The sequence below is a fragment of the Isoptericola sp. MSGPD8_1_ISO-PGPR-S23-394 genome (assembly GCF_058072785.1).
On the sequence record NZ_CM176517.1, the window covers coordinates 3,637,583 to 3,663,937 of the forward strand.

A 26,355-nucleotide genomic window follows, 5' to 3' on the forward strand; every position below is an offset into this window, starting at 1 on the left:
GGCAGCGCCGCACCCGCAGCGCTTGCCCGGGCCTCTCGACAGGCAGGATGCTCGACCGGTGCAGCTCTCGCAGATCGCCCTCGGCCGTGCCACCCTCGCCCGCCAGCTCCTGCTCGGCCGCGAGGACGTCCCGGTGCCCGCGGCCGTGCAGCGAATCGCCGTGCTCCAGGCCCAGGAACCGGCGTCCCCGTACCTCGCGCTCTGGAACCGGGTCGCCGGGTTCGACCCGGCCGACCTGGACGAGGCCTTCGCGAGCGGCGCGGTCGTCCGCGCCACGCTCGTGCGGATCACGCTGCACGCGGTGCACCGCGACGACTGGGCCGCGTTCCACCGCGCCGTCACCGATCCCCTGCGGAGGTCGCGACTGGGCGACCGGCGGTTCGCGCCGGCCCTGCTGACGGCCTCGCAGGCCGACGAGGTCCGCGACGCGCTGCTCGCGTTCACGGCCGCGCCGCGCACGCAGGACGAGATCCTCGGCGAGCTCGGCCGGCTCCTCGACGAGGAGCGGGCGCCCGCCGCCTGGTTCGCGCTGCGGACGCTCGCCCCGCTGCACCACGTGCCGACCGGTCCGCCGTGGTCCTACTCGCCGCGGGCCCGCCGCTACCGGTCGGGGGCGCCCACAGCGGCGAACAGCGCGCCGTCCGGTGACGATCCGGCGACCGTGCACCTGCTGCGGCGCTACCTCGTCGCCTTCGGGCCGGCGTCGGAGGCCGACTTCGCGCAGTTCACGATGCTGCGCCGACGGTTCACGGGGCCGGCCGTGGCAGCCCTGCGCGACGAGCTGATGGTCGTCGAGGGGCCCGACGGGACCGAGCTGCTCGACCTCCCGGACGCGCCACGCCCGGACCCGGAGACGCCGGCACCGGTCCGTCTGCTCGGGATGTGGGACAGCGTCGCGCTGGCCCACCGCGACCGCCGTCGGATCCTTCCGGAGGCCCACCGCGCGCACGTGATCCGCCGCAACGGCGACACGTTGCCGATGCTGCTGGTCGACGGGCGGGTCGTCGGGGTCTGGCGGGCCACGGACGAGGGGATCGACGCCGCCGCGTTCGAGCCGCTCCCCCGAGCGGCGTGGTCGGCGCTGGAGGCGGAGGCCGCGGCGCTGCGCGCGTTCGTCGCCGACCGCGAACCCGTGGTCTACGGCCGCTACCGCCACTGGTGGGACAAGCTCCCGGGGGACGACGTCCGCCGGCTCACCGACTGACGGCGCCGCGGGCCGCTCCCGCCGCGGTCAGCAGCTCGGGCAGAGCGCCTCGGACGTCCGGTCGGTCGCGGGGGCCCGCAGCCGCCGCCACCAGGACTCGGCGGCGTCGAGCAGCGGCACGGTGCGCTCCCACAGGGTCGCGCGCCGCGGGCTGAGGCGGAACGTCGCGGCCGCCGCGCCGTCCGACACCAGGGCCGAGACCTTCTCCGGACCGCAGCGGCCGTACGTGGCCCGGTAGGCGTCGTCGAGCAGGTCGTGCACCTCCGGCGCGACCTCCGCCAACGTCACGGGGTGCTCGGCCCCCGCCACCCGGACCCGTGCACGGCCTCCACCGGGCCACGTGCCGCCGAGGCTGGGGGCGGACCGGACGTAGAGCTCGTGCCCGAGGGAGACGACCCAGGCGGGTGCGCCCGGCCCCGGGCCGTCGCTCGTCAGCAGCTGCGCGACGCGCGCGGAGGCGAGGGCGTCGATGCTGGTGCTGGGCATGGGTCTCCTCGCGTCGGCGTGCTCGTTCCGACGGTCCGAACCTCGGACCGGGCGAGGGTATTCCGTGCGCACGACGGCGCGGGGCCCCGCCGGCCTCCCCCAGGCTGGCCGGGACCCCGCGCTCCCGGCGAGACGTCCGCCGGTCAGTAGCGGAAGCTCGTGAGGAACTCGAAGCTGTCCTCGGCGAACTCGGCGCTGTTCGGGGCGCCGTCACGCTCCACGACGTAGAGCTTCACCTGCCCGTGGGCAGCGCGCAGGATCGGACCCCACTCCATGTCGCCCTCGCCGACGTCACCGGGGATGCCCCGGGCGTCGCCGTTGAGGTCGCCGTCCTTGATGTGCAGGAGCTCGACGCGGTCGCCGTGCTCCTCCAGCAGGGCGACGACGTCGACCCCGGCGTCGGCCGCCCAGAACGTGTCGAGCTGGAACGTCACGTACCGAGGGTCGGTGTTCTCGACGAGGATCTCCCAGGCGCTCTTCATCTCGCCCGTGTCCGGGTCGGCGTACTGGGTGGTGAACTCGGACTGGTGGTTGTGCCCGAAGAACTTGCCGGTGCCGTTCTTCACCGACCGCTCGCCGAGCCGGTTCATCGTCTCGGCGGTGGCGATGACGTTGTCGTAGCCGCCGCCGATGCCGGGCGACGCGAAGCCCCCGGATCCGGTGTACTTCTGGCCACGGTCCTTGGCGTCGGCCAGCGTCTCGTCGAACGTGGCCTCGTTCGTGCCGCCGTGGGACGTAGGGCTCTTGAGCTGGTACGACTTCAGCAGGTCGCGGTACTCCGCGGCAGAGTAGTCGCCGTACGAGCCGCCGAACGGCTCTACGTTCCGGTAGCCGATGTCGGCGACCTCGTCGAGCAGCGCCTCGACCCCGATCTCGCGCTGCCAGCCCCAGTAGGAGTAGAGCTGGATCGAGATCTTGCTGGCCGGGACGGTGCGCCCCTGCCCCTGGCCGGGGCGGTCGTCCCCGTGGGGGTGGTCCGGCACGGCGGCGGCCGGGGCGCCGGCCATCAGGCCGGCGGCGAGCAGGCTGCCGGCGGCGGTCGTGGCGATCGTGCGGCGGGTCTGGTGGATGTTCACAACGATTCTCCTCGGTGTGGCAACAGCGATGTTGCGGGGGTGTGGCGGGTTGTAGCGCGGTGTGTGGCGGGGGGCGGCGTCGCCGCCCGGTGGCGGGGCGGGGCCGTGCGGCCCCGCCCCGCCGACTGGTCAGCCGAGCTGGTCGATCAGTGCCTCGGCGTCGCGGATCAGCACCTCCTCGTCGGTGGCGGCGACGAACCGCTGCAGCGCGGACACGGCCTGCTGGTCCCGGCTGGCGTCGGCGTGCCGCTCGGCCTGGTCGAGGGCCGCGGACAGGCGGGCGGTCTCGGACGGCGAGAGCTCCCCGGCCTCGGCCAGCCGGGCCACGTGAGCGCCCAGGTCCTCGATCGAGGTCGTGACGGTGAACGTCACGGCGGTCTCGGTCGTGTTCCCGGCCTCGTCGGTCGCGGTCGCCACGACCTCGTGGTCGCCGAGGTCGAGCGTCCACAGGTCGAGCTCGCCCGCCTCGACGGGCTCGCCGTCGAGCGTGAGGCCCGACGACGCCACCCCGGAGGTCGCGTCGCTCGCCTCGGCACCGAGGACGAGCGTGGCCGACGAGCCGGGCTCGTCACCCTCCTCGACGCCGGTCACCGCGACCTCCGGGGCCGTGGCGTCGATCGACACGGTCACCGAACCGACCTCGGAGACGTTGCCGCCGGTGTCGGTGGCCCGGTAGAGGACCTCGTGGGTGCCGTCGTCGTCGAGCGTGACCGGCTGCAGGGTGCCGAACCACGGGTGGCGCACGCTCTGCCACGTCTCGCCGTCGTCGTACGAGACCTCGCCGTCACCGATCTGGCCGTCGTCCGTCGCGGACAGCGCCAGCTCGACCGGACCGGTGTACCAGCCGTTCTCCCCGGTGGGCTCCTCCGGGTCGAGCGTGACCGTGGCCTCCGGCGCCGTGACGTCGGTGACGCCCGGACCGTCGAAGACCAGCGTGTCGAGGTCCACGCCGCCCGTGGAGGTGACGAACAGCTCGCCCGTGCCCTCGGGGAACGCGGACACGTCGGCGGCCACGGTGGACCAGGCGGCCGAGTCCAGGCCGGCGGTGGCGAACGGCTCGGCGTCGGCCGCGCCCCAGCGCAGCTCGATCGTGCCCGTGCCCGCACCGCGGACCTCGACACCCTCGATCCCGGTGAAGTTCACCGGGTCCCAGGCGAGGTGGTCACCGGCGTCGAACGAGACGACCTTCGCCAGGCCGCCCGCCGTGTCGTCGGCGACGACCTCCACACCGGAAAGGGTGTCGGCGTGCTGCGCCTCCTGGGTGAAGGTGTTCAGCAGCAGCGACACCTCCGAGGTGGCCGGCGGGATGTCCCCGTTGCCCTGGTCGGTGTAGTTCGCCACGACGACGCCGTAGAGCTTCTCCGTCGCGCCGTGCTCCGGGGCGTCGCCCGGCGTGGCCCACGCCCCCGCGCACCCGCTGCCGAGCACCTCCGGGTGGGCGTGCGTGTCGTGACCGAGACCGAAGGTCCAGGACAGCTCCGAGCAGACCGTCTCGTCGCCGTCCTCCGGGTCCGAGGTGCTGAACGCGTACGGCACCGCGTCGCCCCAGGCGAAGAACCCGCCGTCGGCCGGGTGGTCGGCCGTGAGCGTCGGCGCCGTGTTGCCCACCGTGATCTGCCGCGAGGTCAGGCCCTGGCGGCCCGCCGGGTCGGTGACCCGCAGCCGGACCGTGTACTGGCCGAGCTCGGTGTAGGTGGTCGTGACCTGGGCGCCCGACTCGTCGAAGGTCCCGTCACCGTCGAGGTCCCACTCGTAGGTGAGATCCTCGCCCTCCGGGTCGGTCGAGCCGGTGCCGTCGAGGTTCACGGTCAGCGGCGCCTCGGACGACGAGACCGGGTCGGCCCCGATGACCGCCGTCGGCGCCTTGTTGCCCTCGGCGTAGTCGACCCGGTACAGGCCGGCCTCCGGGTTCTGCCGGAAGAAGCCGTTGCCGTAGTCGAGGATGTAGAGCGAGCCGTCCGGGCCGAACTCCATGTCGATCGGGCCGTCGGTAATGGCCTGCACGTTGTCCGTCAGCGCGGCGTTCGGCAGCACGTGCTCGACGTGCTCGACCGGACCGTCAGGGTCGGGCAGGGTCAGCGCGGCGATGTAGTCCTGCGAGAACTCGTACATGAACGCCTTGCCGTCCCAGTACTCCGGCCACTGCGTGTCCGGACCCTCCGGGTCGAAGTCGAAGACCGGGCCTCCCATCGGGCCCTGCCCGCCCTGCGCGTCGAACTCCACGAACTCGTCGAACGGCTGGTCGCCGGGGTTGTCGCCGTAGTACACCTGCGGCGCCGTCGCGGGCGGCAGGACGTCGAGACCGGTGTTCCAGGTGGAGTTGTTCTCGGCGCCGGCCTCGCAGTCGAACCACTCGCCGGGCGACTCGGTGGCGTAGTCCCACTCGTTGTAGTTGGCGTGGGGGCCGTGGCAGTACGGCCAGCCGCCGTTGAGCGGCGTCGTCGTGCTCTGCCACTCGACATAGCCCATCGGCCCGCGCTCGTCGCTGGCGACCCCGGAGTCGGGGCCGTAGTCGCCCCAGCTGACCGCGCCCGTCGTCTCGTCGACGTCGATGCGGAACGGGTTGCGCAGGCCCATGACGAAGATCTCGGGCCGGGTCCCCGCGGTGCCGGGTTCGAAGAGGTTCCCCTCCGGGATGGTGTAGCTGCCGTCCTCCTCGACGTGGACGCGCAGGATCGCGCCACGCAGGTCGTCGGTGCTGCCGGCGCCGCGCCGCGCGTCGAACCCGGGGTTCATGCCCGGGGCGTTGTTGATCGGTGCGAACCCGTTGGCCCCTGGCGTGCCGGCCGGGGTGTTGTCACCGGTGGAGACGTAGACGTTGCCGTCGGCGTCGAAGTCGATGTCACCACCGACGTGGCAGCACTGGCCGCGCTGGACCTCGACCTGCAGGATCTTCTGCTCGGTGCTCATGTCCAGGGCACCGGCCTCGGCGTCCCACTGCACGCGCGAGAGCTGGTTGTATCCCTTCCACCGGTCCCAGTAGGACTCGTCCTCACCCGCGGGAAGCTGGTTCGGCGCGGAGCCGGACGGCGTCGTCTCGGGATAGTCCTCGCCCTCCATCACTCGCGGGGCGTAGAACATGTAGACCCAGCCGGACTCCTCGAAGTCGGGCGCGAGGGCGATCGCCTGCATGCCGTCCTCGGAGTTGGCGTACACGTCCACCTCGTTGATCTCGGCGGTGACGCCGGTCGAGGGGTCGGTGTGCCGGATCACGCCGTCGCGAGCGGTGTGCAGGACGCTCCCGTCCGGCATGACGGCCATGCCGATGGGTTCACCGGTGTTCTTGGTGAGCAGGATCTTCTCGTAGTTGGACCAGTCGAGCGCCGCCTCGGCGCCCTCCTCCGACCCGTGGTCCACACCGTCGTGCGCCGCGGCCGCAGCTGGCACGGCCAGCGCGCACACCGTCGCCAACGCCACGGCGAACCGGGAACGTCTAGACTTGACCATCGCATTTTCCTTCCTGGGATGCGGTGCGTGGGTGCCCCGCCGGACCCCTGTCGCTGGCACGACGGGAGCAGGTCCTGGCGGGGTTCCTCACGTCCGGGAACTGCGGCACGGGTTCTGTCGTCCTGTGCCGTGACAGGTGGTGACGGGCGCCGAGCCCTGGCACCCGTCACCGGGGTGCGTCATGCGCTCCGTGGGGCTCGCCGCGTCGCGAGCGGTGCCCGTCCGCCCACGGTGAGTCACGAGACCCGTCCCCTCGGGCTCGCGATGTCTGTTCGGCAGCGACAGTGCTGCACGGTCCTCCCTGACCATGGGACGACCCTAACCCACTTCTGCCATCCGTCAAGCAAAAGTTGGCATCCCAAAACACAACTTCCCGCGGAGGTCGCGGGAAATGTGGTTGACTCGTCAGATGGCGACCGTCCCGGCACCCGAGCTCGGTGCCGTCCTCCAACTGCTGCGCGACGGGCGGTACCGCACGCGCGCGGAGCTCGCGCGCACCGCGGGCCTCTCGCGGTCCACGATCGCGGCACGCATCGACGAGCTCCTCCGGATCGGCCTGGTCGCCCCCGTCGGCGGCGCCGAGTCCACCGGCGGCCGGCCCGCCGCGATGTTCGCGCTCGCACCCGGCTCCCGCCTGGTGGCCGGTGTCGACCTCGGTGCCACGCACGTCCGGGTCGCCGTCACCGACCTCGCCGGCCGCGAGCTCGGCGGCGAGCTCGAGCTCCTCCGCATCTCCGACGGCCCGGACGTCGTGCTCGACCACGTCGCCGCCCTGCTCACCAGGCTCGTCGACGACCTCGGTCGCCCGCTCCGCGACGTCGTCGGCGTCGGCGTCGGGCTTCCCGGGCCGGTCGACCACCGCACCGGCCGCCCCACCAAGCCACCGATCATGCCGGGCTGGGACGGCACCGACGTGGTGGGAGCGCTCCGACAACGACTCGGCGCCGTCGCCGTCCTCGTCGACAACGACGTGAACCTCATGGCACTCGGCGAGCACGCCACCGCACTGCCGGAGCTCGACCACCTCCTCTACGTCAAGGTCGCGACCGGCGTCGGGTCCGGGATCGTGGCCGACGGCCGCATCCACCGGGGCGCCCAGGGCAGCGCGGGCGACCTCGGGCACATCGCCGTGCCGGGCGCCGACGCCGTGGTCTGCACCTGCGGGAACACCGGCTGCCTCGAGGCCATCGCCGGCGGGGCGGCCGTCGCCGCCCGCCTCACCGAGCAGGGCGTCCCTGCCGGCGGCACCAACGACGTCGTCGACCTGGTCCGGCACGGAGACCTGCGGGCCGCCGCGGCCGTCCGGGAGGCGGGGCGGTCCATCGGCGCCGTGCTCGCCGGCTGCGTCAGCCTCCTCAACCCGTCCGCCGTCGTCGTCGGCGGTTCCATGTCACGGGCCGGCGAGCATCTCATCGCCGGGATCCGCGAGGTCGTCTACTCCCGCTCGCTGCCCCTGGCGACCCAGCACCTGCGCGTGGTGACGAGCATCGCCGGGCCGCGGGCCGGTGTCCTCGGCGGCGCTCACGCCGCCATCGAGCACGCCTTCGCCGAGCCCACCCTCCTCGTCGGCGACGACGGCGTCACCGCACCGGGCTCGGCTGCCGCGACAGCCTGAGCAGCAGGTCGCGCACCTCGGTCGCCTCGACACGTCCCGGCCCGGCCCCCAGCGCCGCGTCAGGCACCGCGTCGGGCGCCGAGCAGATCAGCACCGGGCCGTCCGCCGGGTCGGCCGGCAGGCGGCCGTGCGTGCCACCTACCGGCGACGGGTCGAGCGGCACCACCCGCATCGTCGAGCGCAGCCCCGTCTTCTTGCGCAGCACGTGCAGCAGGGCACGAGCCTTCACCCACCGGTCCTGCGGGTCCCAGAACAGCTCGGCCGGGTCGAACCCCGGCTTCTTGTGGATCTCCACGGACCGCGCGAAGTCCGGCGCCCGGTCGTCGTCGAGCCAGTAGTAGTACGTGAACCAGGCGTCCGGCTCCGCCACCAGCACCAGGTCCCCCGAGCGCTCGTGGTCCAGGCCGTGGGCGGCGCGACCGTCGGCGTCCAGCACCTCCGCGACGCCCGGCAGACCGCCCAGCAGCTCGGCCACCTCCGCCACGTCGTCGTCGGAGCGGACGTACACGTGCGCCACCTGGTGGTCGGCCACGGCGAACGCCCGCGACGTCCACGGGTCGAGGAGCTCCCCGGTGTCGTTCGTGTGCACGTGCAGCATCCCCGCCCGGCGCAGGGCACGGTTGACGTCCACCGGCCGGCGCGCGGCCGTGATCCCGTACTCGCTCAGCGCGACGACGCTCGTCCCCGTCCGCTCGGCGTCGTCCAGCAGCGGGGCGAGCACCTCGTCCACCGCGCGGGCCGCCGCCACCGCCTCCGGACCGTCCGGGCCGAACCGCTGCAGGTCGTAGTCCATGTGCGGCACGTACACGAGCGTCATGTCGTGGTCCGGCAACAGCTTCCGGGCCGCCGCGACGATCCACCGCGAGGACGCGATCCCGGCCGTCGGACCCCAGTAGGTGAACAGCGGGAACGGCCCGAGCTCCGCCTCCAACTCGTCGTGCAGCGACGGCGGCCACGTCCAGCAGTCCGGCTCCTTGCGGCCGTCGGCACGGTAGACGGGACGCGGGGTGATCGTCGTGTCCGTCGTCGAGCCCATCGCGTACCACCAGCACACGTTCGCGACCCGGTAGCCCGGCTGCTCGCGCCGGATGGTCTCCCAGACCTTCTCCCCCTCCACGAGCCGGTGGTGCTGCCGCCACAGCAGCGGCTCGCCGAGGTCGCGGAAGTACCAGCCGTTGGCCACGATGCCGTGGTCACGGGGCAGCAGGCCCGTCAGGAACGTCGACTGCACCGTGCAGGTCACCGCGGGCAGCACCGTGCCCAGCTCCGCCTGGCGGCCGCCCGCCGCCAGCGCGCGCAGGCGCGGCATGTGCTCCAGCAGACGAGGGGTCAGCCCGACGACGTCGAGCACCAGCATCCGGCTCACAGAACCTCCATCCCCCGGTCGACGAGCTGCGACCGGGTCCAGTCCAGCTCCGCCGCGATCCCGGCCACAAGGCCGTCGTCGTCGTGCGGGCGCAGGTGGTCGGGCAGCACCGACCAGGTGTACGTCTCGGTCTCCAGGTGGTCCACGACCGGGTGCGCGCCGCCGACGAGCAGGTCCAGCGCGCCGGTCAGCACGTCCCGGGTGCTGCGCAGCGGCGGTCGCGGCGTGGCGTGCAGCGGCACGTGCACGTGGACGCGCCACTGGCCGTCGCCGGGCAGCGCGGCGGTGCCGTCCACCCGGCCCAGCGCGTCCGGCAGGTCGTCCCGGCGCTCGACCCCCGCGGCCGCGCCGGCGCGACGCTCGCGCACCTGGTGCAGGAAGCGCGCCTCGGCGAACTCCTCCAGCGCCGCCAGCGCGACCGGGTCACGCGGGTCCTCGCAGTGCAGCGCCGCCGAGACCTGCGTCTTGACCACCGGCAGGCCTGCCTCGTCGAGCGCCGCGAGCGCCTCGGACGGTTCCTCGAACTCGGTCGCGAGGTGGCACAGGTCCAGGCAGGCACCGAGACGGTCGGTGTCGATGCCGCGCAGGTGCTCCGCGACCCCGGCGGCCGTCTCGGCGACGCAGCCCGGCTCCGGCTCGAACGCGACCCGCACCGTCCGGCCGGTCCGGTCCTCCAGGTCCGCGAGGCCCTCCGCGAGGCGGTCGACGCGCTCGCGGGCGGCTGCCGCACGGTCGTCGTCCCACGGGTCGCGCCACCCCAGCGGGAGGGTGCTGATGCTGCCGCGGGCGACGTCGTCGGGCAGGAGCCGGGTGAGCACCCGGGCGCAGTCGAGGGTGTAGCCGAGCCGCTCCTCCTGCGTCCAGTCCGGCCGGTAGACGGCCTTCTTGACGACGGGGGCGTGGAAGTTGCCGTACGGGAAGGCGTTGACGGTGACGACCTCCAGGCCCTCGTGGTCGAGCGCCTTGCGCAGCAGGTCGACGGCGGAGGGGTCCGCGGCGAGGTGACGCGTGGCCTCGGCCGGGAGCCACAGCCCGAGCCCGAGGCGGTCCGCGCCGAGCCGTCGCCGGACGGGTCCGGCGAACCGGCGCACCTGCTCGACCAGCCCGTCCACGTCCTGCGCCGGGTGGACGTTGGTCCCGTAGGAGACGTGCAGGAGCGATCCGTCGGGGTGTCTCAGGCGCACGGCTCAGCCCTCCGCGCCCGGGGTCCGCGCTCCGGCCGGGGCGGGCGCGAGCGGCTCGCCGCGCTGCAGCGTGTTGCCCGCGAAGTCCGCAGCGGAGGCGCCGACGGTGGCATCGAGGGAGCCGTCGTCGAGCAGCAGCCGCCCGCTCTGGCCGTAGAACGCGACGGGGTTGCGCCAGAGCACGCGGTCGACGTCGTCGTCGCCGTAGCCTCCGGCCAGCATCGCCTGCCCGGTGCGGTAGGTCTTCAGCGGGTCGGACCGGCCCCAGTCGGCCGCGGAGTTGACGAGCACGCGGTCGAGGCCGCGACGGTCGAGGATCGCGACCATGCGCTCCTCGTCCATCTTCGTGTCCGGGTAGACGGAGAAGCCCGCCCAGCACCCGGCGTCGTCCACCAGGTCGATGGTCTTCTCGTTGAGGTGGTCGACGAGCACCCGCTCGGCCGGCAGACCCACCTGGCGCACGATCTCCAGCGTGCGGCGGGTGCCGGCCACCTTGTCCCGGTGCGGGGTGTGCACCATCACCGGCAGGTCGTGCTCCCCGGCGAGCTCGAGCTGGCGCACCATCACCTGCTCCTCGGCGTCCGTCATGGAGTCGAAGCCGACCTCGCCGACGGCGACGACGCCGTCCTTCTCGAGGTAGCGCGGGAGCACGTCGAGCACGGCGAGGCAGCGCGGGTCGTTCGCCTCCTTCGGGTTCAGGGCGATGGTCGCGTGGTGGGCGATGCCGAACTGCGCGGCACGGAACCTCTCCCAGCCGATGAGCCCGTCGAAGTAGTCGACGAACGAGCCGACCGACGTGCGGGGCTGCCCCAGCCAGAAGGCCGGCTCGACGACGGCGCGTACCCCCGCGGCGTGCATCGCCTCGTAGTCGTCGGTAGTCCGGGAGGTCATGTGGATGTGCGGGTCGAAGATGCGCACGGCACTCTCCTCGGGTCGGTCCGCGACGATGCGCGGTGGTCGGGGGGCGGGGTTGTCGGGTCGGTCGAGGTGGCTGGCGGCGATCCGTCAGGGGGCGGCGAGCAGGCGCACGGCGTCGTCGGGGACGTCGCGCCCGGCGGCCCGTCGTTCCTCGGCGAAGGCGCGGACCATGCGGTCGAGCTCGCGGTCCCGGCGGGTGTGCAGGTCGGCGACGGCCGCGAGCGGGACCCCGGTGAACAGGCACTTGAGCACGCCGTGGCGCCAGTCGTCGGCGGGGAGGTGCGCGGCGGCGTACGGGCCCATGGCGGCGGCGACCAGGCGGGTGTCGTTGGTCCGCAGGGCGTCGAGGACGACGGGCACGGCGGCGGCACCGATCGCGGCGGTGGCGTCCAGGGCGGCCAGCGCGAGGAGCACGGCCCGTCGCTCGTCGGCGTCGCCCGTCGTGTACTGCGCGGCGACGACGTCGGCGGCACCCTCCGGGCCGACCGTCTCGCAGGCGGCGAGCAGGAGCCGCGACCGGGCGACGTCCTCGACACGGCGGCCGTACGGGCCGGGGCCGCGCCCGACGACGCGCGCGGCCCGGGCGACGTGGCGGGCGAGGGTCGCGGGGTCGGCCCGCACCGCGGCGACGAGCGGGCCGAGCCGCTCCTCCTGCTCGGTGCCGAGCAGGAGCTGGGCGTCGATATCGGCGATCATTGCGGGACCAACCTCCTGGTCGACGGCGCGAGGGGGATGTCGGCGGCACGAGCGGCGGCACGGATCGCCGCGGCGCTCGACGGCACGAGGCGGGCAGCGGCGTGCGAGTCGCGGGGCAGCTCCACGGCGGCCAGACCGTCGAACCCCGTCTCGTGCAGCGCCGCCAGGACGGCGGGGAGGTCCACGTCCCCCGTGCCGAGCTCGAGGTGCTCGTGCACGCCGCGGACCATGTCGTCCACCTGGACGTGCGCGATCAGGCCGCCCGCGCGGCGGATCACGTCCGGCCCCGGCTCGTCCTCCACGCACGTGAGGTGCCCGACGTCCACGGTGAGCCGCAGGGCGTCCGGGTCGCCGAGGTCGGTCCGCAGGGTGAGGACGTCGTCGACGCGTTCGACGAGCATCCCCGGCTCCGGCTCGAACGCCAGCACGACGCCGTTGGCCTCGGCGGCCGGGAGCAGCTGTTCCAGGCCCGCGCGCAGCCGCGCACGGCCGATCTCGGACGTGGTGCCCGCGGGCAGCACCCCGGACCACAGGTGCACGGCGGGCGATCCCAGGTCCGCGGCCACGTCGACGGCGGTGCGCAGCAGGTCGAGGCGGCGCTCGTGACCGTCGCCGGAGAGCAGCGTCGGCTCGTGCTTGCGACGCGGGTCGAGGACGTAGCGGGCACCGGTCTCCACGACCACCCGCAGCCCGTACCGTTCCAGCAGCCCCCGCGCGTGCGCGACCCGCCCCGCCAGGCCGGGCGCCAGCGGGTCGAGGTGCATGTGGTCGAGCGTCAGCGCGACCCCGCCGTACCCCTGCTCGGCGAGGAGCGCGAGGGCGTCCTCGAGACGGTGGTCGGCGAGACCGTTGGTGCCGTAGGCGAGCGTGATCACGTCGGGCTCACCACCCGGGCGCCCAGCCTGGCCAGCGGTGCGACCGCCAGGACGCCGAGCGCGCCGACGACGGCGCCCCGTCCGGCGAGCAGGGCCGCCTGCAGAGGCACCATGCCCCGGATGCCGACGCCGGTCGCCCGGCGCGCGTTCCCGGCGTCGGGCGACCGGACGACGTCGAGCTGGGCCGGCAGCACCGCCGCCGTGTACGACGCCGCGAGGACGGACCCGGCGAGCTGGTGCGGCCACGCCCGGGACCCGCTCCGGGCGGCACGTCGGGAGGAGCCGACGACGGCGTCGGCCGCGGCGGCGAGCGCGACGGCACCGGTGGTCGCCGCCGCGGCGCGCGCGGTGCCTTCCGTCGAGCCGTGCACCTCGCCGCGCGAGACGGCGGTGACCGCGAGCGTGTGGGCGCCGAGGGCCGTCGCGGGACCGAGGGCGGTCCGGTGGCCGCCGGCTCCCATCATGACGTCGAGGAACCGGGTCGAGGCCATGACGACCGGACCGGCCGGCGTCGACTTGGCCGCGACGTCGTAGGTCCACACGGCGGCGGCGAGCGCCGTCGCGACGGCCAGCGGGCGGCGGCCGGCCACCGCCGCGCACGCGAGGCCCGCACCGGTGAGTCCCGCGGCGACCGCGAGGGCCTCGTCAGGCCGTACGCGGCCCGACGGGATCGGTCGTTCCGGGCGCTCGACGGCGTCGAGCCCCCGGTCGGACCAGTCGTTCAGGGCCATGCCCGCCCAGTACAGGGCGGCCGAGGCGAACGGCAGCGCGGCGGTGCGGCGCCCGCTGGGCCAGCCGGCCGCCGCCGCTCCGACGAGGGTGTCGCCGGGGACGGTGAGCGCGGCGGGGAGCCGGACCAGCTCGGCGAGGTCACGCCATCTCATGCGGCGCTGCCGCTCGTGCCGGTCGGGGCGTCGCCCAGCTCGGCGCACCACCGGGTCAGGGCCTGCCACTGGTCGCCCAGGGCGTGCGTGGTCCCGCCGAGCGGCTCCTTGAAGAAGAACCCGAGCTCGGCGACGGGTCCGGTGCGGCCGGCCTCGTGCGCCCGGGCCACGAGCCGGGCGAGGTCGAGGACGAGCGGTGCGGCCAGCGCCGAGTCGCAGCCCTCCCAGGTGACCTGCATGCGCATGCGCGTGCCGAGGAACCCCTCGAAGGACACGTGGTCCCAGGCGGTCTTCCAGTCGCCCATGTCGGCGACGTGGTCGATGCGCACCGGCCCGTCGACGGGGTAGCCGAGGATGGCCTCGAGCGCCATGGCCTTGGTGGCGGTCTTGCTCGCGGCGGCCGCGGGGTCCGCCAGGGTGCGGCCGTCGCCGCCGCCCAGGATGTTGAACGCCGACCACGACCGCACCGCGAGGGCGCGCGTCGCGAACATCGGCGCGAGCGCCGTCTTCAGCAGGGTCTCGCCGGTCTTGCCGTCGCGGCCCGCCCAGGGCAGGTGCTGGGTCTTGGCGAGCTCGGCGAGGGCCGGCACGTGCGGGCCGGTGGACGGCGTGAACTCGACGAACGGGCACCCGGCCCGGAAGGCGGCGTAGGCGTAGATCGACGACGGCGGCAGCGGCGCGGTCCCGGCGTCCAGCGCCCGGTCGAGCTCGTCGAGCGTGCCGAGGCGGGCCGCCTCCGGTGACGGCGGCTCGGTGCTGGAGACGTCGATGACGACGACGTCGTCGAGATCGTTCTCCACCCGGAAGGCGTGCAGGTCCTGCTCGAGGCGGTCGGTGGTGGCGCGGTCGGCGAGACCGTCGGTGGTGGTGGCGCCCGGGCGGACCCGGCCGTCGACGACGGCGAGGTCGTCGAGCACGGAGGCCACGGTCTCCGCGGGCACCACACCGGCCCGCGCCAGCTCCTGGGCCCGGTCGACCATGCTCCCGGCGAGGTCGTGCCCGCCGATCACCAGCCCGTCGAGGGGCGGCAGGCCGGCGCGGGCGACCTCTTCCAGCTCGGTGACCAGCCCCGTCTCGGGAGCTCCGCCCCGGGCGAGCGCGAGGGCTCCGACCGTCGCGGTGGTGGCGACCGAACCGCGGGCGCCGATGAACCAGATGCCGGTACGCCGTGGTCCTCGGACAGCGTCATCATTGACCATATCGCGCACACTACGCGACTTTTGTTTGCTGTCAAGCAAATGTCGGCGACCTTCTGCCCGACCCTACGACGTCGGCGACACCGCGTCGAGCAGCACGTCCAGCGCACGGTGGGCGGCCTCGCGCACGCCCGGCTCGCCGTCGTGCTCGACGAGCCACAGGGCGGCCTCGTTCATCGCGCCCGAGAGCTGGGCGGTCAGCGCGTCGAGCAGCTCGCGCGCCACCCCGGCGTCTGCCAGAGCCTCGCGTAGATGGACGGCCGAGGTGGCAGCGTCCAGGGCCCGCCACTCCTGCCAGCCGATGACGGCGGGAGCGTCGACGAGCAGGATCCGCACCGTCCGTGGCGAGGTGACGGCGTGGAGGAACGCGTGGCTCCCGGCGCGCAGCCGGTCGTGCGGCCCGTCAGCACGGTCGGCCGCCGCGACCAGCGCGGCCGCGACCTCGTCCTGCAGATGCGCGGCCACAGCCCGCAACAGCCCCTTCTTGCTGCCGTAGTGGTGGTAGACCGCGCCGCGGGTGACGCCGGCGGCGGTGGCGACGTCGTCGAGCGCGACGGCGGCGTACCCGCGCTCGGCGAAGAGGTCGGCGGCGATCTCGACGAGACGACGGGCCGTCTCGGCGGCCGCCTCCGCGGTGGCGCGGGCCATGGCTCCTCCTGACATACACGGCGTATGTATAGTGGTTGACATACACAGTGTATGTATCGCGCGCGCAGGAGGAACCATGACCGTGACCAGCTTCTACCCCGTCCTCATGTCCGCCGACGTGGGCGCGGCGGCCGACTTCTACCGCGACGTCCTCGGCTTCGAGACCACCTTCGAGGCCGACTGGTACGTCAGCCTGCGCCGCGGCCCGTTCGAGCTGGCGGTGCTCGACCCCTCCCATCCCACGGTCCCGGCCGGCTTCGGCCGCCCCGTCCAGGGCCTCCTGCTCAACCTGGAGGTCGACGACGCCGACGCCGAGCACCGCCGCCTCGTCGACGAGCACGGCCTGGAGCCCGTGCTGCCGCTGCGCGACGAGGACTTCGGGCAGCGGCACTTCATCGTCGAGGCGCCCGACGGCGTCCTGGTGGACGTCATCCAGCCGATCGAGCCGACGGCCGAGTTCGCGGCAGCCTTCGCGTGAGCGGCGGCCTCCCAGGACGGATCAGTCGAGCGGGTCGCGTGCGATCGGGCAGGTCATGCAGTGCCCACCGCCGCGACCTCGGCCCAGCTCACCGCCGACGATCGTGACGACCTCCACGCCGGCGTTCCGCAGCGCCGCGTTGGTCAGCGTGTTGCGGTCGTAGGTGAACACCACCCCCGGCTCGAGAGCGACCGCGTTGTTCCCCGAGTCCCACTGCTGCCGCTCCGAGGCATACACGTCCCCGGCCGTCTCGACCACCCGCAGCCGGTCCAGCCCCATGGCGTGCGCGACGACCTCGACGAACGGCGTCCCGGCCCGCTCCACGACCTCCACGCCCGGGGCGCGGTCGCTCGGGAACAGCTCGTAGGGGCGGATGTCGTCCACGATCGTCGGGTGCACGGTGACCAGGTCCCGGTCGGCGAAGGTGAACACGGTGTCCAGGTGCATCGCCGCCCGCAGCCGCGGCATCCCCGCGACGACCACGCGTTCCGCTGCTCCGCCGTCGAACAGCGCCTTGGCGAGCTGCGTGATCGCCTGGCGCGAGGTCCGCTCGCTCATGCCGACCAGGACGACCCCGCCGCCCACCGGCATCACGTCACCACCCTCGAGCGTGGCCTGGCCCCAGTCCAGCTCCGGGTCGCCCCACCACACGGTCGCGTCCCGGTACTCCGGGTGGAAGGAGTAGACCGCCTTCATCAGCAGCGTCTCGTCCTTGCGGGCCGGCCAGTACAGCGGGTTGAGCGTCAGGCCGCCGTAGACCCAGCACGTCGTGTCCCGGGTGTAGAGGGTGTTCGGCAGCGGCGGCAGCAGGTACTCCCGGGCGTCGGGCGCCTGCTGGGCGAGCGAGGCGTAGCCCGTGCGGTAGTCGCCGGGCAGGTCCGCCGTGGAGAGGCCGCCCACCAGGAACCGCGCCAGCTCGTGCGGCGTCAGCGAGTCGAGGTACGCGCGGGTACCGTCCACCATCCCCAGCCCCACCCGGTTGGGCACCACCTTGCGGTCCAGCAGCCAGTCCCGGGCGCCCATGATCGCCATGGTCTCGGCGAGGAGGTCGTGCAGCTCGACCACCTCGACGCCGCGATCGGTCAGCTTATCGACGAAGTCGAGGTGGTCCCGCTGCGCGGCCTCCACCCACATCACGTCGTCGAACAACAGATCGTCGGAGGTGCTCGGCGTCAGGCGCTCGTGCGCCAGCCCCGGCGCGCACACCAGCACCTTGCGCAGCCGCCCCACCTCCGAGTGGACGCCGTGCGCCGCGCCCGTCCCCGCCGTCGGCCGCTCCGTCATGCCACCGCCTCAGCCATGTCGCGCCTCCGTCCGCGGCGATCCTCGCAGCAGCCGGAGGTCCGCGCACGCCGGGCCCGCGGGACCTCGCCGTCAGGACACCTGGCGGACGCGGCGCCAGCGTCGCAGCGGCCCGTACCGCGGGCTCGTCAGCAGCACGACGGCGAACACCGCGCCCTGCACCAGCACGACGAGGCCGCCCGAGGCCGCGTCCAGCCAGTACGACAGGTAGATCCCGGTGATCGAGCACACGGCCGACATCAAGGGCGCGAGCACGAGCATCCGGCCGAACCGGTCCGTCAGGAGCGACGCCGTCGCGCCCGGGATGATGAGCATCGCCACCACGAGGATCACCCCGACCACCTGCAGCGCCACGACGGCGGTCAGGGCGAGCACCCCGAGCAGCAGCGCGCTCAGCCACCGCGTGGACAGCCCGATCGCGTGGGCGTGCGTGGGGTCGAACGCGAAGAGCACCAGGTCGCGCCGCTTGACCAGCAGCACCGTCGAGCCGACGACGGCGAGGACGGCCACCTGCACCAGCTCGGCCGAGGACACGCCCAGCACGTTGCCGAAGACGATGTGGCTCAGGTCGGTCTGGCTGGGTGTCACCGAGACGAGCACGAGCCCGAGCGCGAAGAGGGTGGTGAACACGATGCCGATCGCCGCGTCCTCCTTGACCCGCCCGGAGTCCCGCACGGCGCCGATCAGCACCACCGCCAGGCCCCCGAACACCAGCGCGCCGAGGGCGAACGGCGCTCCGACGACGTAGGCCAGCACCACGCCGGGGAGGACCGCGTGCGAGACGGCGTCGCCCATGAGCGACCAGCCGATGAGCACCAGCCAGCAGGACAGCAGCGCGGCCACGACGGCGGCGATGGTGGTGGTGACGAACGCGCGGACCATGAAGTCGTAGGACAGCGGTTCGAGGATCAGCTCGAGGAGGTCCACGGGGCTCATGCGGCGCCACCGCCGAACACGTCCGGCGGCACGTCGGGGTGCACGTCGAGGTCCGTGTCGAGCCCGAACGTGCGTGCCAGGTTGCGCGGCTGCAGCGCCTCGGAGACCGGACCGTGGAACAGCACCCGGCGCAGCAGCAGGATCGCCCCGTCGGCCAGCCGCGGCAGGGCGTGCAGGTCGTGCGAGGAGACCACGACGGTCCGGCCGTCGGCGGCGAGCTCGCGCAGGAGCCGCACCAGCGTCGCCTCGGAACGCTTGTCCACCCCGGCGAACGGCTCGTCGAGCAGCAGGATCCGCGCGTCCTGCGCGATGCCGCGGGCGACGAAGGCCCGTTTGCGCTGCCCGCCGGAGAGCCGGCCGATCTGCCGGTCCGCCAGGTCGGCGAGCCCCACCCGTTCCAGCGCCTCGTCGACGGCGGCCCGGTCCGCCGCCCGGGGGCGCCGCGTGATCCCGAGGTGACCGTAGCGGCCCGTCATCACCACGTCGCGCACGGAGACGGGGAACCCCCAGTCGACCGCCTCGGTCTGCGGGACGTACCCCACCGCGCCGCGACGACGGGCGCGGGCCGGGGTGCCGCCGTCGACCCGCACGCCGCCGTGCGCCACGTCGACCATCCCCATGACGGCCTTGAACAGGGTGGACTTGCCCGAGCCGTTCATCCCCACGAGGCCGCACACCGTGCCGGCGCCGATACGCAGGCTCACGCCGTCCAGCGCGAGCACGTCGCCGTACCGGACGGTGAGCCGGTCCGTCTCGATCACGGGTTCGCCCGCCGGGCTGCTCACCGGACCGTCCGCGGCGGCGCTCATGCGCCGGACCCGCCGGATGACCCGCCGGTCAGCCCGGCGACGATGAGGTCGGCGTCGTGGCGGACCAGGTCGAGGTAGGTGGGCACCGGCCCGTCGGCCTCGGAGAGGGAGTCGACGTACAGCGTGCCGCCGAAGGTCGTCCCCGTGGCCTCGACGACCTGCTGCATCGCGGCGTCGGACACCGTGGACTCGCAGAACACCGCGGGCACGTCGTTCGCCTCGACGAACTCGATGACGTCGGCGACCTGCTGCGGGGTGGCCTGCTGCTCAGCGTTGACGGCCCACAGGTACTGCTCGGTCAGGCCGGCGTCGCGAGCGAGGTAGGAGAACGCCCCCTCGCAGGTGACCAGGGCCCGCTGCTCGGCCGGCAGGGTCTCGAGCTCGGCGACGAGCTCGTCCTGCACGGCCTGCAGCTCCGCGCGGTAGGCCTCGGCGTTGGCGGCGAAGTCGTCGGCGTGCTCGGGAGCGAGCTCGGCGAACGCGTCGGCCATGTTGTCGACGTACGTCTGGACGTTGAGCGGGCTCATCCACGCGTGTGGGTTCGGCGTGCCGGCGTAGGCGTCCTCGGCGATGTCGAGCACCTCGACACCGTCGGACACGACGACGTGCTCGGCGTCGGCGTCCTGCACGAACTGGCCGAACCACGCCTCGAGGTTGAGGCCGTTGTCCAGGATCAGGTCGGCGTCGGACGCCTTGCGCACGTCCCCCGGCGTGGGCTCGTACCCGTGGATCTCGGCGCCGACCTTGGTGATCGACTCGACCCGCAGATGGTCGCCCGCGACGTGCTCGGCGATGTCTCCGAGCACGGTGAAGGTGGTCAGCACGACGGGGCGGTCGTCGGCGGGCTCTCCCCCGGCCGGGGCCGTGCAGGCGACGAGGAGCCCGACGCCCACGAGCACGGCCACCCCGGATCCGGACCTCCGTGTCCAAAGTTTCGGCATACCGAAACTATAGGCCGTCACCACACCCCGTCGCGACCGACGGGGTGCGGTGACGCGCCGCGGATCACTCCACGGTGACGGACTTCGCGAGGTTGCGCGGGCGGTCGACGTCCTCGCCCAGCGCGACGGCGGCGTGGTACCCGAGGAGCTGGGTGGGGATGGTCAGGAGGATCGGGTCCAGCTCGACCTCGTTGCGCGGCACCTCGATGCGCGCGGTCGCCGCAGTGCCCAGCTCGACACCCGGGTGGGTGATCGCGACCACGGCACCACCGCGGGCACGGATCTCCTGCGCCGCGGTGATGTTCCGCTCCACGAGGTCGTCGTCCGGGATGATCGCCACCGACGGCAGCTCCGGGCTGATGAGGGCGAGCGGGCCGTGCTTGAGCTCGCTCGTCGGGTACGCCTCGGCGTGCCGGTAGGTGATCTCCTTGAACTTCTGGGCCCCCTCCCGCGCGACGGGGTAGCCGCGCACGCGACCCACGAAGAACAGGCTCGGAGCCGTCGAGAGCTCCTTCGCGGCGGCGGCGAGCTCCTCCTCGCCGGCCAGGATCTCGGCGATCTGGCCGGGGATCGCCCGCAGCCCGGCGATGATGCGCCGGCCGTCGGCGAACGACAGGTCGTGCACCCGACCGAGCGTGAGCGCCAGCAGCGCGAAGCCGATGGACATGTGCGTCAGCGCCTTGGTCGAGGCGACCGCGACCTCGGGGCCCGCGTGCAGGTAGATCCCGCCGTCGACCTCCCGGGCGATGGACGAGCCCACGGCGTTGACGAGGCCGACGACGGTGCCGCCCTTGCGCTGCACCTCGCGGACGGCGAAGAGCGTGTCGGCGGTCTCGCCGGACTGGCTGACGACCACGTAGAGCGTGCTCGGCTCGATGATGGGGTTGCGGTACCGGAACTCGCTGGCGGGCTCGGCGTCGGCGGGGATGCGCGCCAGGTCCTCGATCATCGAGGCGCCGAGCTGACCGACGTAGTAGGCGGACCCGCAGCCGAGCACCTTGACGCGCTCGAAGCGGCGCAGGTCGCGCGGCTCGAGGTTGAGGCCGGCGAGCTTGGCGGTGCCGAAGCGGTCGTCGAGGCGCCCGGTGAGCATCCGCTCGACGGACTCCGGCTGCTCGTGGATCTCCTTGTGCATGAAGTGGTCGTGCCCGCCCAGCTCCAGCTCCTCGACCGTGAGGTCGATGGTGACGGCGGCCCGCGCCGTCCGCGCCTCGTCGTCGGTGAAGCTGTGGAAGCCGTCGGCGGTGACGGTGGCGAAGTCGCCGTCGTCGAGCAGCACGACCTGGCTGGTGTGCCGCACGATCGCGGCGGGGTCCGAGGCGACGAACATCTCGCCGTCACCCACACCGAGCAGCAACGGCGAGCCGTTGCGGGCCACGACCACCCGCTCGGGGGACTGGGTGTCCAGCACGGCCAGCGCGTAGGTCCCCACGATCTGCCCGACGGCGGCACGCACCGCGTCCTCCAGGGTCAGCCCGGTCGCGAGCTCGCGCGCCACGAGGTGGGCGACCACCTCGGTGTCCGTGTCGGAGGTCAGCTCGACGCCGTCGTCGGCCAGACGGCTGCGCAGCGTCGCGAAGTTGTCGATGATGCCGTTGTGGACCACGTGCACGCGACCGTCGCCGGAGGTGTGCGGGTGGGCGTTGCGCTCGCTCGGCTCGCCGTGGGTGGCCCACCGGGTGTGGCCGATGCCGGTGGTGCCGGCCAGACGCGCGGGCAGGGCGGCCTCGAGGTCGCGGACGCGACCCTGGGCGCGGACGACGCGCGAGGGGTGCGCCGTCGAGCGCGGGTTGAGCACGGCGATCCCGGCCGAGTCGTAGCCGCGGTACTCCAGACGCGTCAGGCCCTCGACGAGGACGGGTGCTGCCTGCTGGGGGCCGACGTAGCCGACGATTCCGCACATGTGCTGGGTGCTCCTGGCTGAGAGAGGGATGAGAGGGGCGGAGGAGTGGCTGCGGGCGAGCGCCCGCTGCCTATCCGTAGACGAGCCGGCGGACCTGGCGCTCGGTGAGGTCCGGCGCCGCCACGACGCGCTCGCGCAGCTCCGCGGCGATGCGCGCGTAGATCTCGGCGTTGCGGTGGCCCGCCGCCTGGAGGGCCGCGTGCCGACGTCGGACGACGTCCTCCACCGGTTCGGCGTACCAGGCGATGACGTCGTCGACCACACGCGCAGCCTCGGACGGGCTCAGGCCCGTCGTCAGGGCCACGCGGGAGACGAGGTCGGCATCGGTCACCGGTTCATCATGCGCCCCTCGAGCACGAGTGTCCAGAATCTGCCCGACTTCGGGCAGAGAATGCCCCGTCTACCGCTCGCGGGGTCCGCTCAGCCGGGGGCATCCGCCACGAGCGTCTCTGTTCGTCAGGAATCCGGTGCTGATTCCTGACGAACAGGGACGCTCGTGGATCGTGCTCAGGCGCCCGTGTCGGCCTCGAGCAGCATCAGCGCGCTGTCCAGCGAGCCGGTCGCACCGTCCGGGTCGACACGGACGAGCGCGAAGGCGCTGACCACGAGCGACGTGCACAGGTCCGCCAGCCGGTCGCGCTCGGCACGGCCGCGCCCCGGGTACCGGGCGTCGACGCCGCGGCCCAGCGCCGCGCGGAGCTCGGCCCGGTAGTCGGCCACGGTCCGGCGCACCGCCTCGTCCCGGGAGATCGGCGCGCCGGAGGTGTTGACGAGCAGGCAGCCGCTGTCCGCCTGGATCTCGCCGGTGCGTGCGAGCGCGTCACGCAGCCCCGTGAAGTAGTCCACGACGGCGTCCGGGGCGACCGGGTCGGCGAGCAGCGGGCGGAGCCGGGGGCGGACGACGTCGTCGAGGTAGGTCTGCACGGCCGCGTCGAAGAGCCCTCGCTTGGACCCGAACGCGTGATAGATGCTCGACCGGTTCAGCCCGGTCGCCTCTTCGAGCGCCGGGACGGACGCCGCCTCGAAGCCGGAGCGCCAGAACACGCCGAGCGCCGCCCGCACCACGCGATCGGTCTCGAACGCCTGCACCCTGCCCATCGCGCGCCTCCGGTTGTTGGAACGATCGTTCCAGTATATATTGTGAACCGATCGTTTCAGAAGTCGTCCCGCCGCACCACCCGAGCAGGGAGCACCCGATGACCGTCGCCGGACTCGTCCTGGCAGCGCTGGCCGCAGCCCTCCACGTCTACATCTTCTGGCTGGAGTCGGTCGTCTGGACCACGCGTGCGCGCGCCGTGTTCGGCACCACCGAGCAGGAGGCCGCCGCGACCCGCGAGCTGGCCTTCAACCAGGGCTTCTACAACCTCTTCCTCGCGGTCGTCACGGCCGTCGGCATCGTGCTGGCCGTCGTCGGCACCGAAGGCTCGGGGCTCGACGCCGCCGGCACGGCCCTCACGCTCGCCGGCACGGGTTCGATGGCGGCCGCCGCCCTGGTGCTGCTCGTGTCGTCGCCCGGCAAGCGCGGCGCGGCGCTGAAGCAGGGCGTTGTGCCGCTGCTCGCCGTCGTCGCGCTCGCGACGGGCCTCCTCCTCTGAGACGTTCGTCCCACCCGACCTCGAAGCAAGGCAGGTTCACCATGTCCGACGTCACGTCCACCCAGGTCCAGCTCGCCGCCCGCCCCACCGGCTGGCCCACCGAGGACACCTTCCGCACCGTCCAGGTGACCTACGGCGACCTCGAGCCCGGCCAGGTGCGCGTCGTCAACGAGTTCGTCTCCGTCGACCCGTACATGCGGGGCCGCATGAACGACGCCAAGAGCTACGTCCCGCCCTTCGCGCTCGGCGAGACCATGACGGGCGGCGCCGTCGGCCGCGTCGTCGAGTCCGCGTCCGACGACGTCCCGGTCGGCGCGGTGGTCCAGCACCAGCACGGCTGGCGTGACGTCGTCCAGGAGGACGCCCGCGGCTTCCAGGTGGTGCCGGAGATCCCCGGCGCGCCACTGTCGCTCTACCTCGGCATCTTCGGCCTGACCGGGCTCACCGCCTACGTCGGCCTCACCGCCGTCGCCGGCCTGCGCGAGGGCGACACCGTGTTCGTCTCCGGTGCGGCCGGCGCCGTGGGTACGGCCGTCGGGCAGATCGCCCGCCTGCTCGGCGCCTCGCAAGTGATCGGCTCGGCGGGATCGGCCGAGAAGGTCGAGCTGCTGACCGGCAAGTACGGGTACGACGCCGCGTTCAACTACAAGGACGCCCCCGTGCGGCGCCAGCTGCGCGAGGTCACGCCCGACGGCGTCGACGTGTTCTTCGACAACGTCGGCGGCGACCATCTGGAAGCGGCGCTGGACCGCATGAACACCGGTGGGCGCGTCGCCCTGTGCGGCGCCATCTCGCAGTACAACGACACCGAGCGCACGCCCGGGCCGGACAACCTGGCCAACATCGTCACGCGGAGCCTGACGCTCCAGGGCTTCACGCTGCCGAGCTACATGGACCACGCCCCCCGGTTCCAGGAGCTCATGTCGGGCTGGTTCTCCGAGGGCAGGATCGCCTACGACGAGACCGTCGTCGACGGCATCGAGAACGCACCGCAGGCCTTCCTGGACATGATGCGCGGCGGCAACGTCGGCAAGATGGTGGTGCGCACGAACGCGTGACCAGGCGGTTCGACAAATACCCCCGGGGGTATTAGCGTCGACCGCATGAGAATCGTCATCGTGGGTGGGGTCGGCGGCGGCATGAGCGCCGCCGCCCGGGCGCGGCGTCTCGACGAGAGCGCCGAGATCATCGTCCTCGACCGGGGCGAGCACGTCTCGTTCGCCGGGTGCGGGCTGCCGTACCACGTCAGTGGTGAGATCCCTGCCGCCGACTCCCTCCTCGTCCAGACGCCCGAGTCCCTGCGGGCCGCGCTGAACCTCGACGTGCGCACGCGGCACGACGTCGTCGGGCTCGACGCCGCGTCCCGCACGCTCACCGTCCGGACCGTGGCAGGCACCGAGACGCTCGGCTACGACGCGCTCCTGCTCTCGCCCGGCGCGCAGGCCGTCCGACCGCCGGTGCCCGGCCTCGACTCGCCGCGCGTGCGCACCCTGCGCACCGTCGCCGACGCCACCGCCCTGCGGGACCGGATCACCGCGGGCGCCCGCCGCGCCGTCGTGCTCGGCGCCGGGTTCATCGGGCTGGAGGCCGCCGAGGCCCTCGCCCAGCAGGGCCTCGACGTCACCGTGGTCGAGCTCGCCGACCACGTGCTCCCTCCGCTGGAGCCCGAGCTCGCGTCGCTCGTGACCGACGAGCTCCGGCGGCTCGGCGTGACCGTCCGCGCCGGCGTCGCCGCCACCGAGGTCCTTCCCGGGTCCGAGCACGACGTCGTCGTCCTCGCCGACGGCACGCACGCCGCCGCCGACCTCGTCGTCCTCTCAGTGGGCGTCCGTCCCGACACCGAGGTGTTCCAACGGGCCGGTGTCGAGACCGAGCGCGGTGCGATCGTCGTCGACGAGCATGGCCGCACCAACCTCCCCGACGTGTGGGCGGTCGGTGACGCGACCGTCAGCACCGACGCCGTCACCGGCGCGCGGCGCCCGGTCGCGCTGGCGGGACCGGCGAACCGCGCCGGACGCCTCGTCGCGGACCACATCCTGCGCCCGGCGTCCGCCCGGCCGATCCCCGCGGCCGTCGGGACCGCCGTCGTCCGCGTCGGCAAGCTCACCGCCGCCACCACCGGGGCCAACCGCGCCGCGCTCGCCGCGGCGGGCACCGCCTTCCACACCCTGCACCTGCACCCCAGCCACCACGTCGGCTGGTTCCCCGGCGGCGAGCAGATCCACCTCGTCGTGCACTTCGGCGCCGACGACGGCCGCCTCCTCGGCGCGCAGGCCGTCGGCCGTGCCGGGGTCGACAAGCGCATCGACGTGCTCGCGACCGCGCTCCGCGCCGGCCTGCACGTCGAGGACCTCATCGACCTGGACCTCGCCTACGCCCCGCCGTACGGCGCCGCCAAGGACCCGGTGAACCTCGCCGGGATGGCGGCGAGCAACGTGCTCGACGGCACGCTGCGGACCTGGCACGTCGCGGAGCTCGACGCGGTGACGGCCGAGGCGCTCGTCCTGGACGTCCGCAGCCGCGCCGAGTTCGCGACCGGTCACCTCCCCGGGTCGCTCAACGTCCCGCACACCGAGCTGCGCGAACGCCTCGACGAGGTCCGGGAGGCCGCCGCCGGCCGGCCCGTCCGGGCGCTGTGCGGCTCCGGCGTGCGGTCGCACATCGCCCACCGCGTCCTCGTGCAGGCCGGTCTCGACTCCGCGTCGCTGTCCGGCGGGATGCTCACGCTGCGCGCCGCCCTCGGCCCCGCCGCCGACGAGCTGCTCACCACCCACGAACCGGCGCTCGCCGGCTGAC

General features: G+C 73.6%; 24 protein-coding genes. 6 read left to right on the forward strand and 18 right to left on the reverse strand.

Annotated elements, in window-relative coordinates:
* Window positions 1–58: 58 nt before the first annotated feature.
* The gene (locus AC3RJ8_RS16750; RefSeq protein WP_489713683.1) at window positions 59–1,204 is read left to right on the forward strand and encodes a winged helix DNA-binding domain-containing protein; all 1,146 of its coding nucleotides are present in this window, start codon (window positions 59–61) and stop codon (window positions 1,202–1,204) included.
* A 27-nt stretch (window positions 1,205–1,231) separates the two neighbouring features.
* On the opposite strand, the gene AC3RJ8_RS16755 is transcribed toward AC3RJ8_RS16750, so the two are convergent.
* The 3 genes from AC3RJ8_RS16755 to AC3RJ8_RS16765 all read right to left on the reverse strand — a co-directional run bounded on the left by AC3RJ8_RS16755 (window position 1,232) and on the right by AC3RJ8_RS16765 (window position 6,213).
* Complete coding sequence (locus tag AC3RJ8_RS16755; protein WP_489713684.1) at window positions 1,232–1,690, reverse strand: DUF2255 family protein; 459 nt, start codon at window positions 1,688–1,690, stop codon at window positions 1,232–1,234.
* A 143-nt stretch (window positions 1,691–1,833) separates the two neighbouring features.
* The gene (locus AC3RJ8_RS16760; RefSeq protein ID WP_489713685.1) at window positions 1,834–2,766 is read right to left on the reverse strand and encodes a sugar phosphate isomerase/epimerase family protein; all 933 of its coding nucleotides are present in this window, start codon (window positions 2,764–2,766) and stop codon (window positions 1,834–1,836) included.
* A gap of 129 nt (window positions 2,767–2,895) precedes the next feature.
* Window positions 2,896–6,213: a PQQ-dependent sugar dehydrogenase gene (locus AC3RJ8_RS16765; protein ID WP_489713686.1), complete on the reverse strand. Its 3,318-nt coding sequence runs from the start codon at window positions 6,211–6,213 to the stop codon at window positions 2,896–2,898.
* Between the two features lie 409 nt (window positions 6,214–6,622).
* On the opposite strand from AC3RJ8_RS16765, the gene AC3RJ8_RS16770 reads away from it, so the two are divergent.
* Window positions 6,623–7,828, forward strand: a complete 1,206-nt coding sequence (locus AC3RJ8_RS16770; protein WP_489713687.1) for an ROK family transcriptional regulator — start codon at window positions 6,623–6,625, stop codon at window positions 7,826–7,828.
* Here the strand turns inward: AC3RJ8_RS16770 and AC3RJ8_RS16775 are convergent.
* The 8 genes from AC3RJ8_RS16775 to AC3RJ8_RS16810 form a co-directional block, all read right to left on the reverse strand.
* Window positions 7,794–9,185, reverse strand: coding sequence for an alkaline phosphatase family protein (locus AC3RJ8_RS16775; RefSeq protein WP_489715664.1), 1,392 nt, complete (start codon window positions 9,183–9,185; stop codon window positions 7,794–7,796). The two genes, AC3RJ8_RS16770 and AC3RJ8_RS16775, sit on opposite strands and share 35 nt — an antisense overlap.
* A gap of 5 nt (window positions 9,186–9,190) precedes the next feature.
* Window positions 9,191–10,378, reverse strand: coding sequence for a metabolite traffic protein EboE (gene eboE / locus AC3RJ8_RS16780; RefSeq protein WP_489713688.1), 1,188 nt, complete (start codon window positions 10,376–10,378; stop codon window positions 9,191–9,193).
* Window positions 10,379–10,381: 3 nt separating this feature from the next.
* Window positions 10,382–11,296, reverse strand: coding sequence for a TatD family hydrolase (locus AC3RJ8_RS16785; protein WP_489713689.1), 915 nt, complete (start codon window positions 11,294–11,296; stop codon window positions 10,382–10,384).
* A gap of 87 nt (window positions 11,297–11,383) precedes the next feature.
* Window positions 11,384–11,992, reverse strand: a complete 609-nt coding sequence (locus tag AC3RJ8_RS16790) for an EboA domain-containing protein (RefSeq protein WP_489713690.1) — start codon at window positions 11,990–11,992, stop codon at window positions 11,384–11,386.
* A complete protein-coding gene (locus AC3RJ8_RS16795; RefSeq protein ID WP_489713691.1) occupies window positions 11,989–12,867 on the reverse strand; it encodes a sugar phosphate isomerase/epimerase family protein in 879 nt (292 codons plus the stop codon). The genes AC3RJ8_RS16790 and AC3RJ8_RS16795 overlap by 4 nt, the downstream gene beginning before the upstream one ends.
* Window positions 12,864–13,751, reverse strand: coding sequence for an SCO3242 family prenyltransferase (locus AC3RJ8_RS16800; RefSeq protein WP_489713692.1), 888 nt, complete (start codon window positions 13,749–13,751; stop codon window positions 12,864–12,866). The genes AC3RJ8_RS16795 and AC3RJ8_RS16800 overlap by 4 nt, the downstream gene beginning before the upstream one ends.
* Window positions 13,748–14,950 (reverse strand): inositol-3-phosphate synthase, encoded by a 1,203-nt coding sequence (locus tag AC3RJ8_RS16805; protein ID WP_489713693.1) that lies wholly within the window; start codon window positions 14,948–14,950, stop codon window positions 13,748–13,750. Before AC3RJ8_RS16805 ends, AC3RJ8_RS16800 begins: the two co-directional genes overlap by 4 nt.
* A 63-nt stretch (window positions 14,951–15,013) precedes the next feature.
* Entirely contained in the window at window positions 15,014–15,595 is a 582-nt protein-coding gene (locus AC3RJ8_RS16810) for a TetR/AcrR family transcriptional regulator (protein ID WP_489713694.1), read from the reverse strand.
* Between the two features lie 76 nt (window positions 15,596–15,671).
* On the opposite strand from AC3RJ8_RS16810, the gene AC3RJ8_RS16815 reads away from it, so the two are divergent.
* Complete coding sequence (locus tag AC3RJ8_RS16815) at window positions 15,672–16,073, forward strand: VOC family protein (protein ID WP_489713695.1); 402 nt, start codon at window positions 15,672–15,674, stop codon at window positions 16,071–16,073.
* 21 nt (window positions 16,074–16,094) lie between these two features.
* On the opposite strand, the gene AC3RJ8_RS16820 is transcribed toward AC3RJ8_RS16815, so the two are convergent.
* From AC3RJ8_RS16820 to AC3RJ8_RS16850, 7 genes are all read right to left on the reverse strand, one after another.
* Entirely contained in the window at window positions 16,095–17,357 is a 1,263-nt protein-coding gene (locus AC3RJ8_RS16820) for an arginine deiminase (RefSeq protein WP_489713696.1), read from the reverse strand.
* A 90-nt stretch (window positions 17,358–17,447) separates the two neighbouring features.
* The gene (locus AC3RJ8_RS16825) at window positions 17,448–18,311 is read right to left on the reverse strand and encodes a metal ABC transporter permease (protein WP_489713697.1); all 864 of its coding nucleotides are present in this window, start codon (window positions 18,309–18,311) and stop codon (window positions 17,448–17,450) included.
* Window positions 18,308–19,120: a metal ABC transporter ATP-binding protein gene (locus AC3RJ8_RS16830; protein WP_489713698.1), complete on the reverse strand. Its 813-nt coding sequence runs from the start codon at window positions 19,118–19,120 to the stop codon at window positions 18,308–18,310. The genes AC3RJ8_RS16825 and AC3RJ8_RS16830 overlap by 4 nt, the downstream gene beginning before the upstream one ends.
* Entirely contained in the window at window positions 19,117–20,061 is a 945-nt protein-coding gene (locus AC3RJ8_RS16835) for a metal ABC transporter substrate-binding protein (RefSeq protein WP_489713699.1), read from the reverse strand. The genes AC3RJ8_RS16830 and AC3RJ8_RS16835 overlap by 4 nt, the downstream gene beginning before the upstream one ends.
* 64 nt (window positions 20,062–20,125) lie before the next feature.
* The gene (glmS, locus tag AC3RJ8_RS16840; RefSeq protein WP_489713700.1) at window positions 20,126–21,964 is read right to left on the reverse strand and encodes a glutamine--fructose-6-phosphate transaminase (isomerizing); all 1,839 of its coding nucleotides are present in this window, start codon (window positions 21,962–21,964) and stop codon (window positions 20,126–20,128) included.
* 70 nt (window positions 21,965–22,034) lie between these two features.
* Window positions 22,035–22,295 (reverse strand): hypothetical protein, encoded by a 261-nt coding sequence (locus tag AC3RJ8_RS16845; RefSeq protein WP_407319699.1) that lies wholly within the window; start codon window positions 22,293–22,295, stop codon window positions 22,035–22,037.
* Between the two features lie 176 nt (window positions 22,296–22,471).
* Window positions 22,472–23,062: a TetR/AcrR family transcriptional regulator gene (locus AC3RJ8_RS16850; RefSeq protein ID WP_489713701.1), complete on the reverse strand. Its 591-nt coding sequence runs from the start codon at window positions 23,060–23,062 to the stop codon at window positions 22,472–22,474.
* A gap of 98 nt (window positions 23,063–23,160) precedes the next feature.
* Here AC3RJ8_RS16850 and AC3RJ8_RS16855 point away from each other — a divergent pair, with 98 nt between their 5' ends.
* The 3 genes from AC3RJ8_RS16855 to AC3RJ8_RS16865 are packed head-to-tail and all read left to right on the forward strand — an operon-like array spanning window position 23,161 to window position 26,354.
* Entirely contained in the window at window positions 23,161–23,559 is a 399-nt protein-coding gene (locus tag AC3RJ8_RS16855) for a DUF1304 domain-containing protein (protein ID WP_489713702.1), read from the forward strand.
* Between the two features lie 41 nt (window positions 23,560–23,600).
* Window positions 23,601–24,617, forward strand: a complete 1,017-nt coding sequence (locus AC3RJ8_RS16860) for an NADP-dependent oxidoreductase (RefSeq protein WP_489713703.1) — start codon at window positions 23,601–23,603, stop codon at window positions 24,615–24,617.
* Between the two features lie 45 nt (window positions 24,618–24,662).
* On the forward strand, window positions 24,663–26,354 hold the full coding sequence (locus AC3RJ8_RS16865) for an FAD-dependent oxidoreductase (RefSeq protein ID WP_489713704.1): 1,692 nt from the start codon (window positions 24,663–24,665) through the stop codon (window positions 26,352–26,354).
* Window position 26,355: the final 1 nt, after the last annotated feature.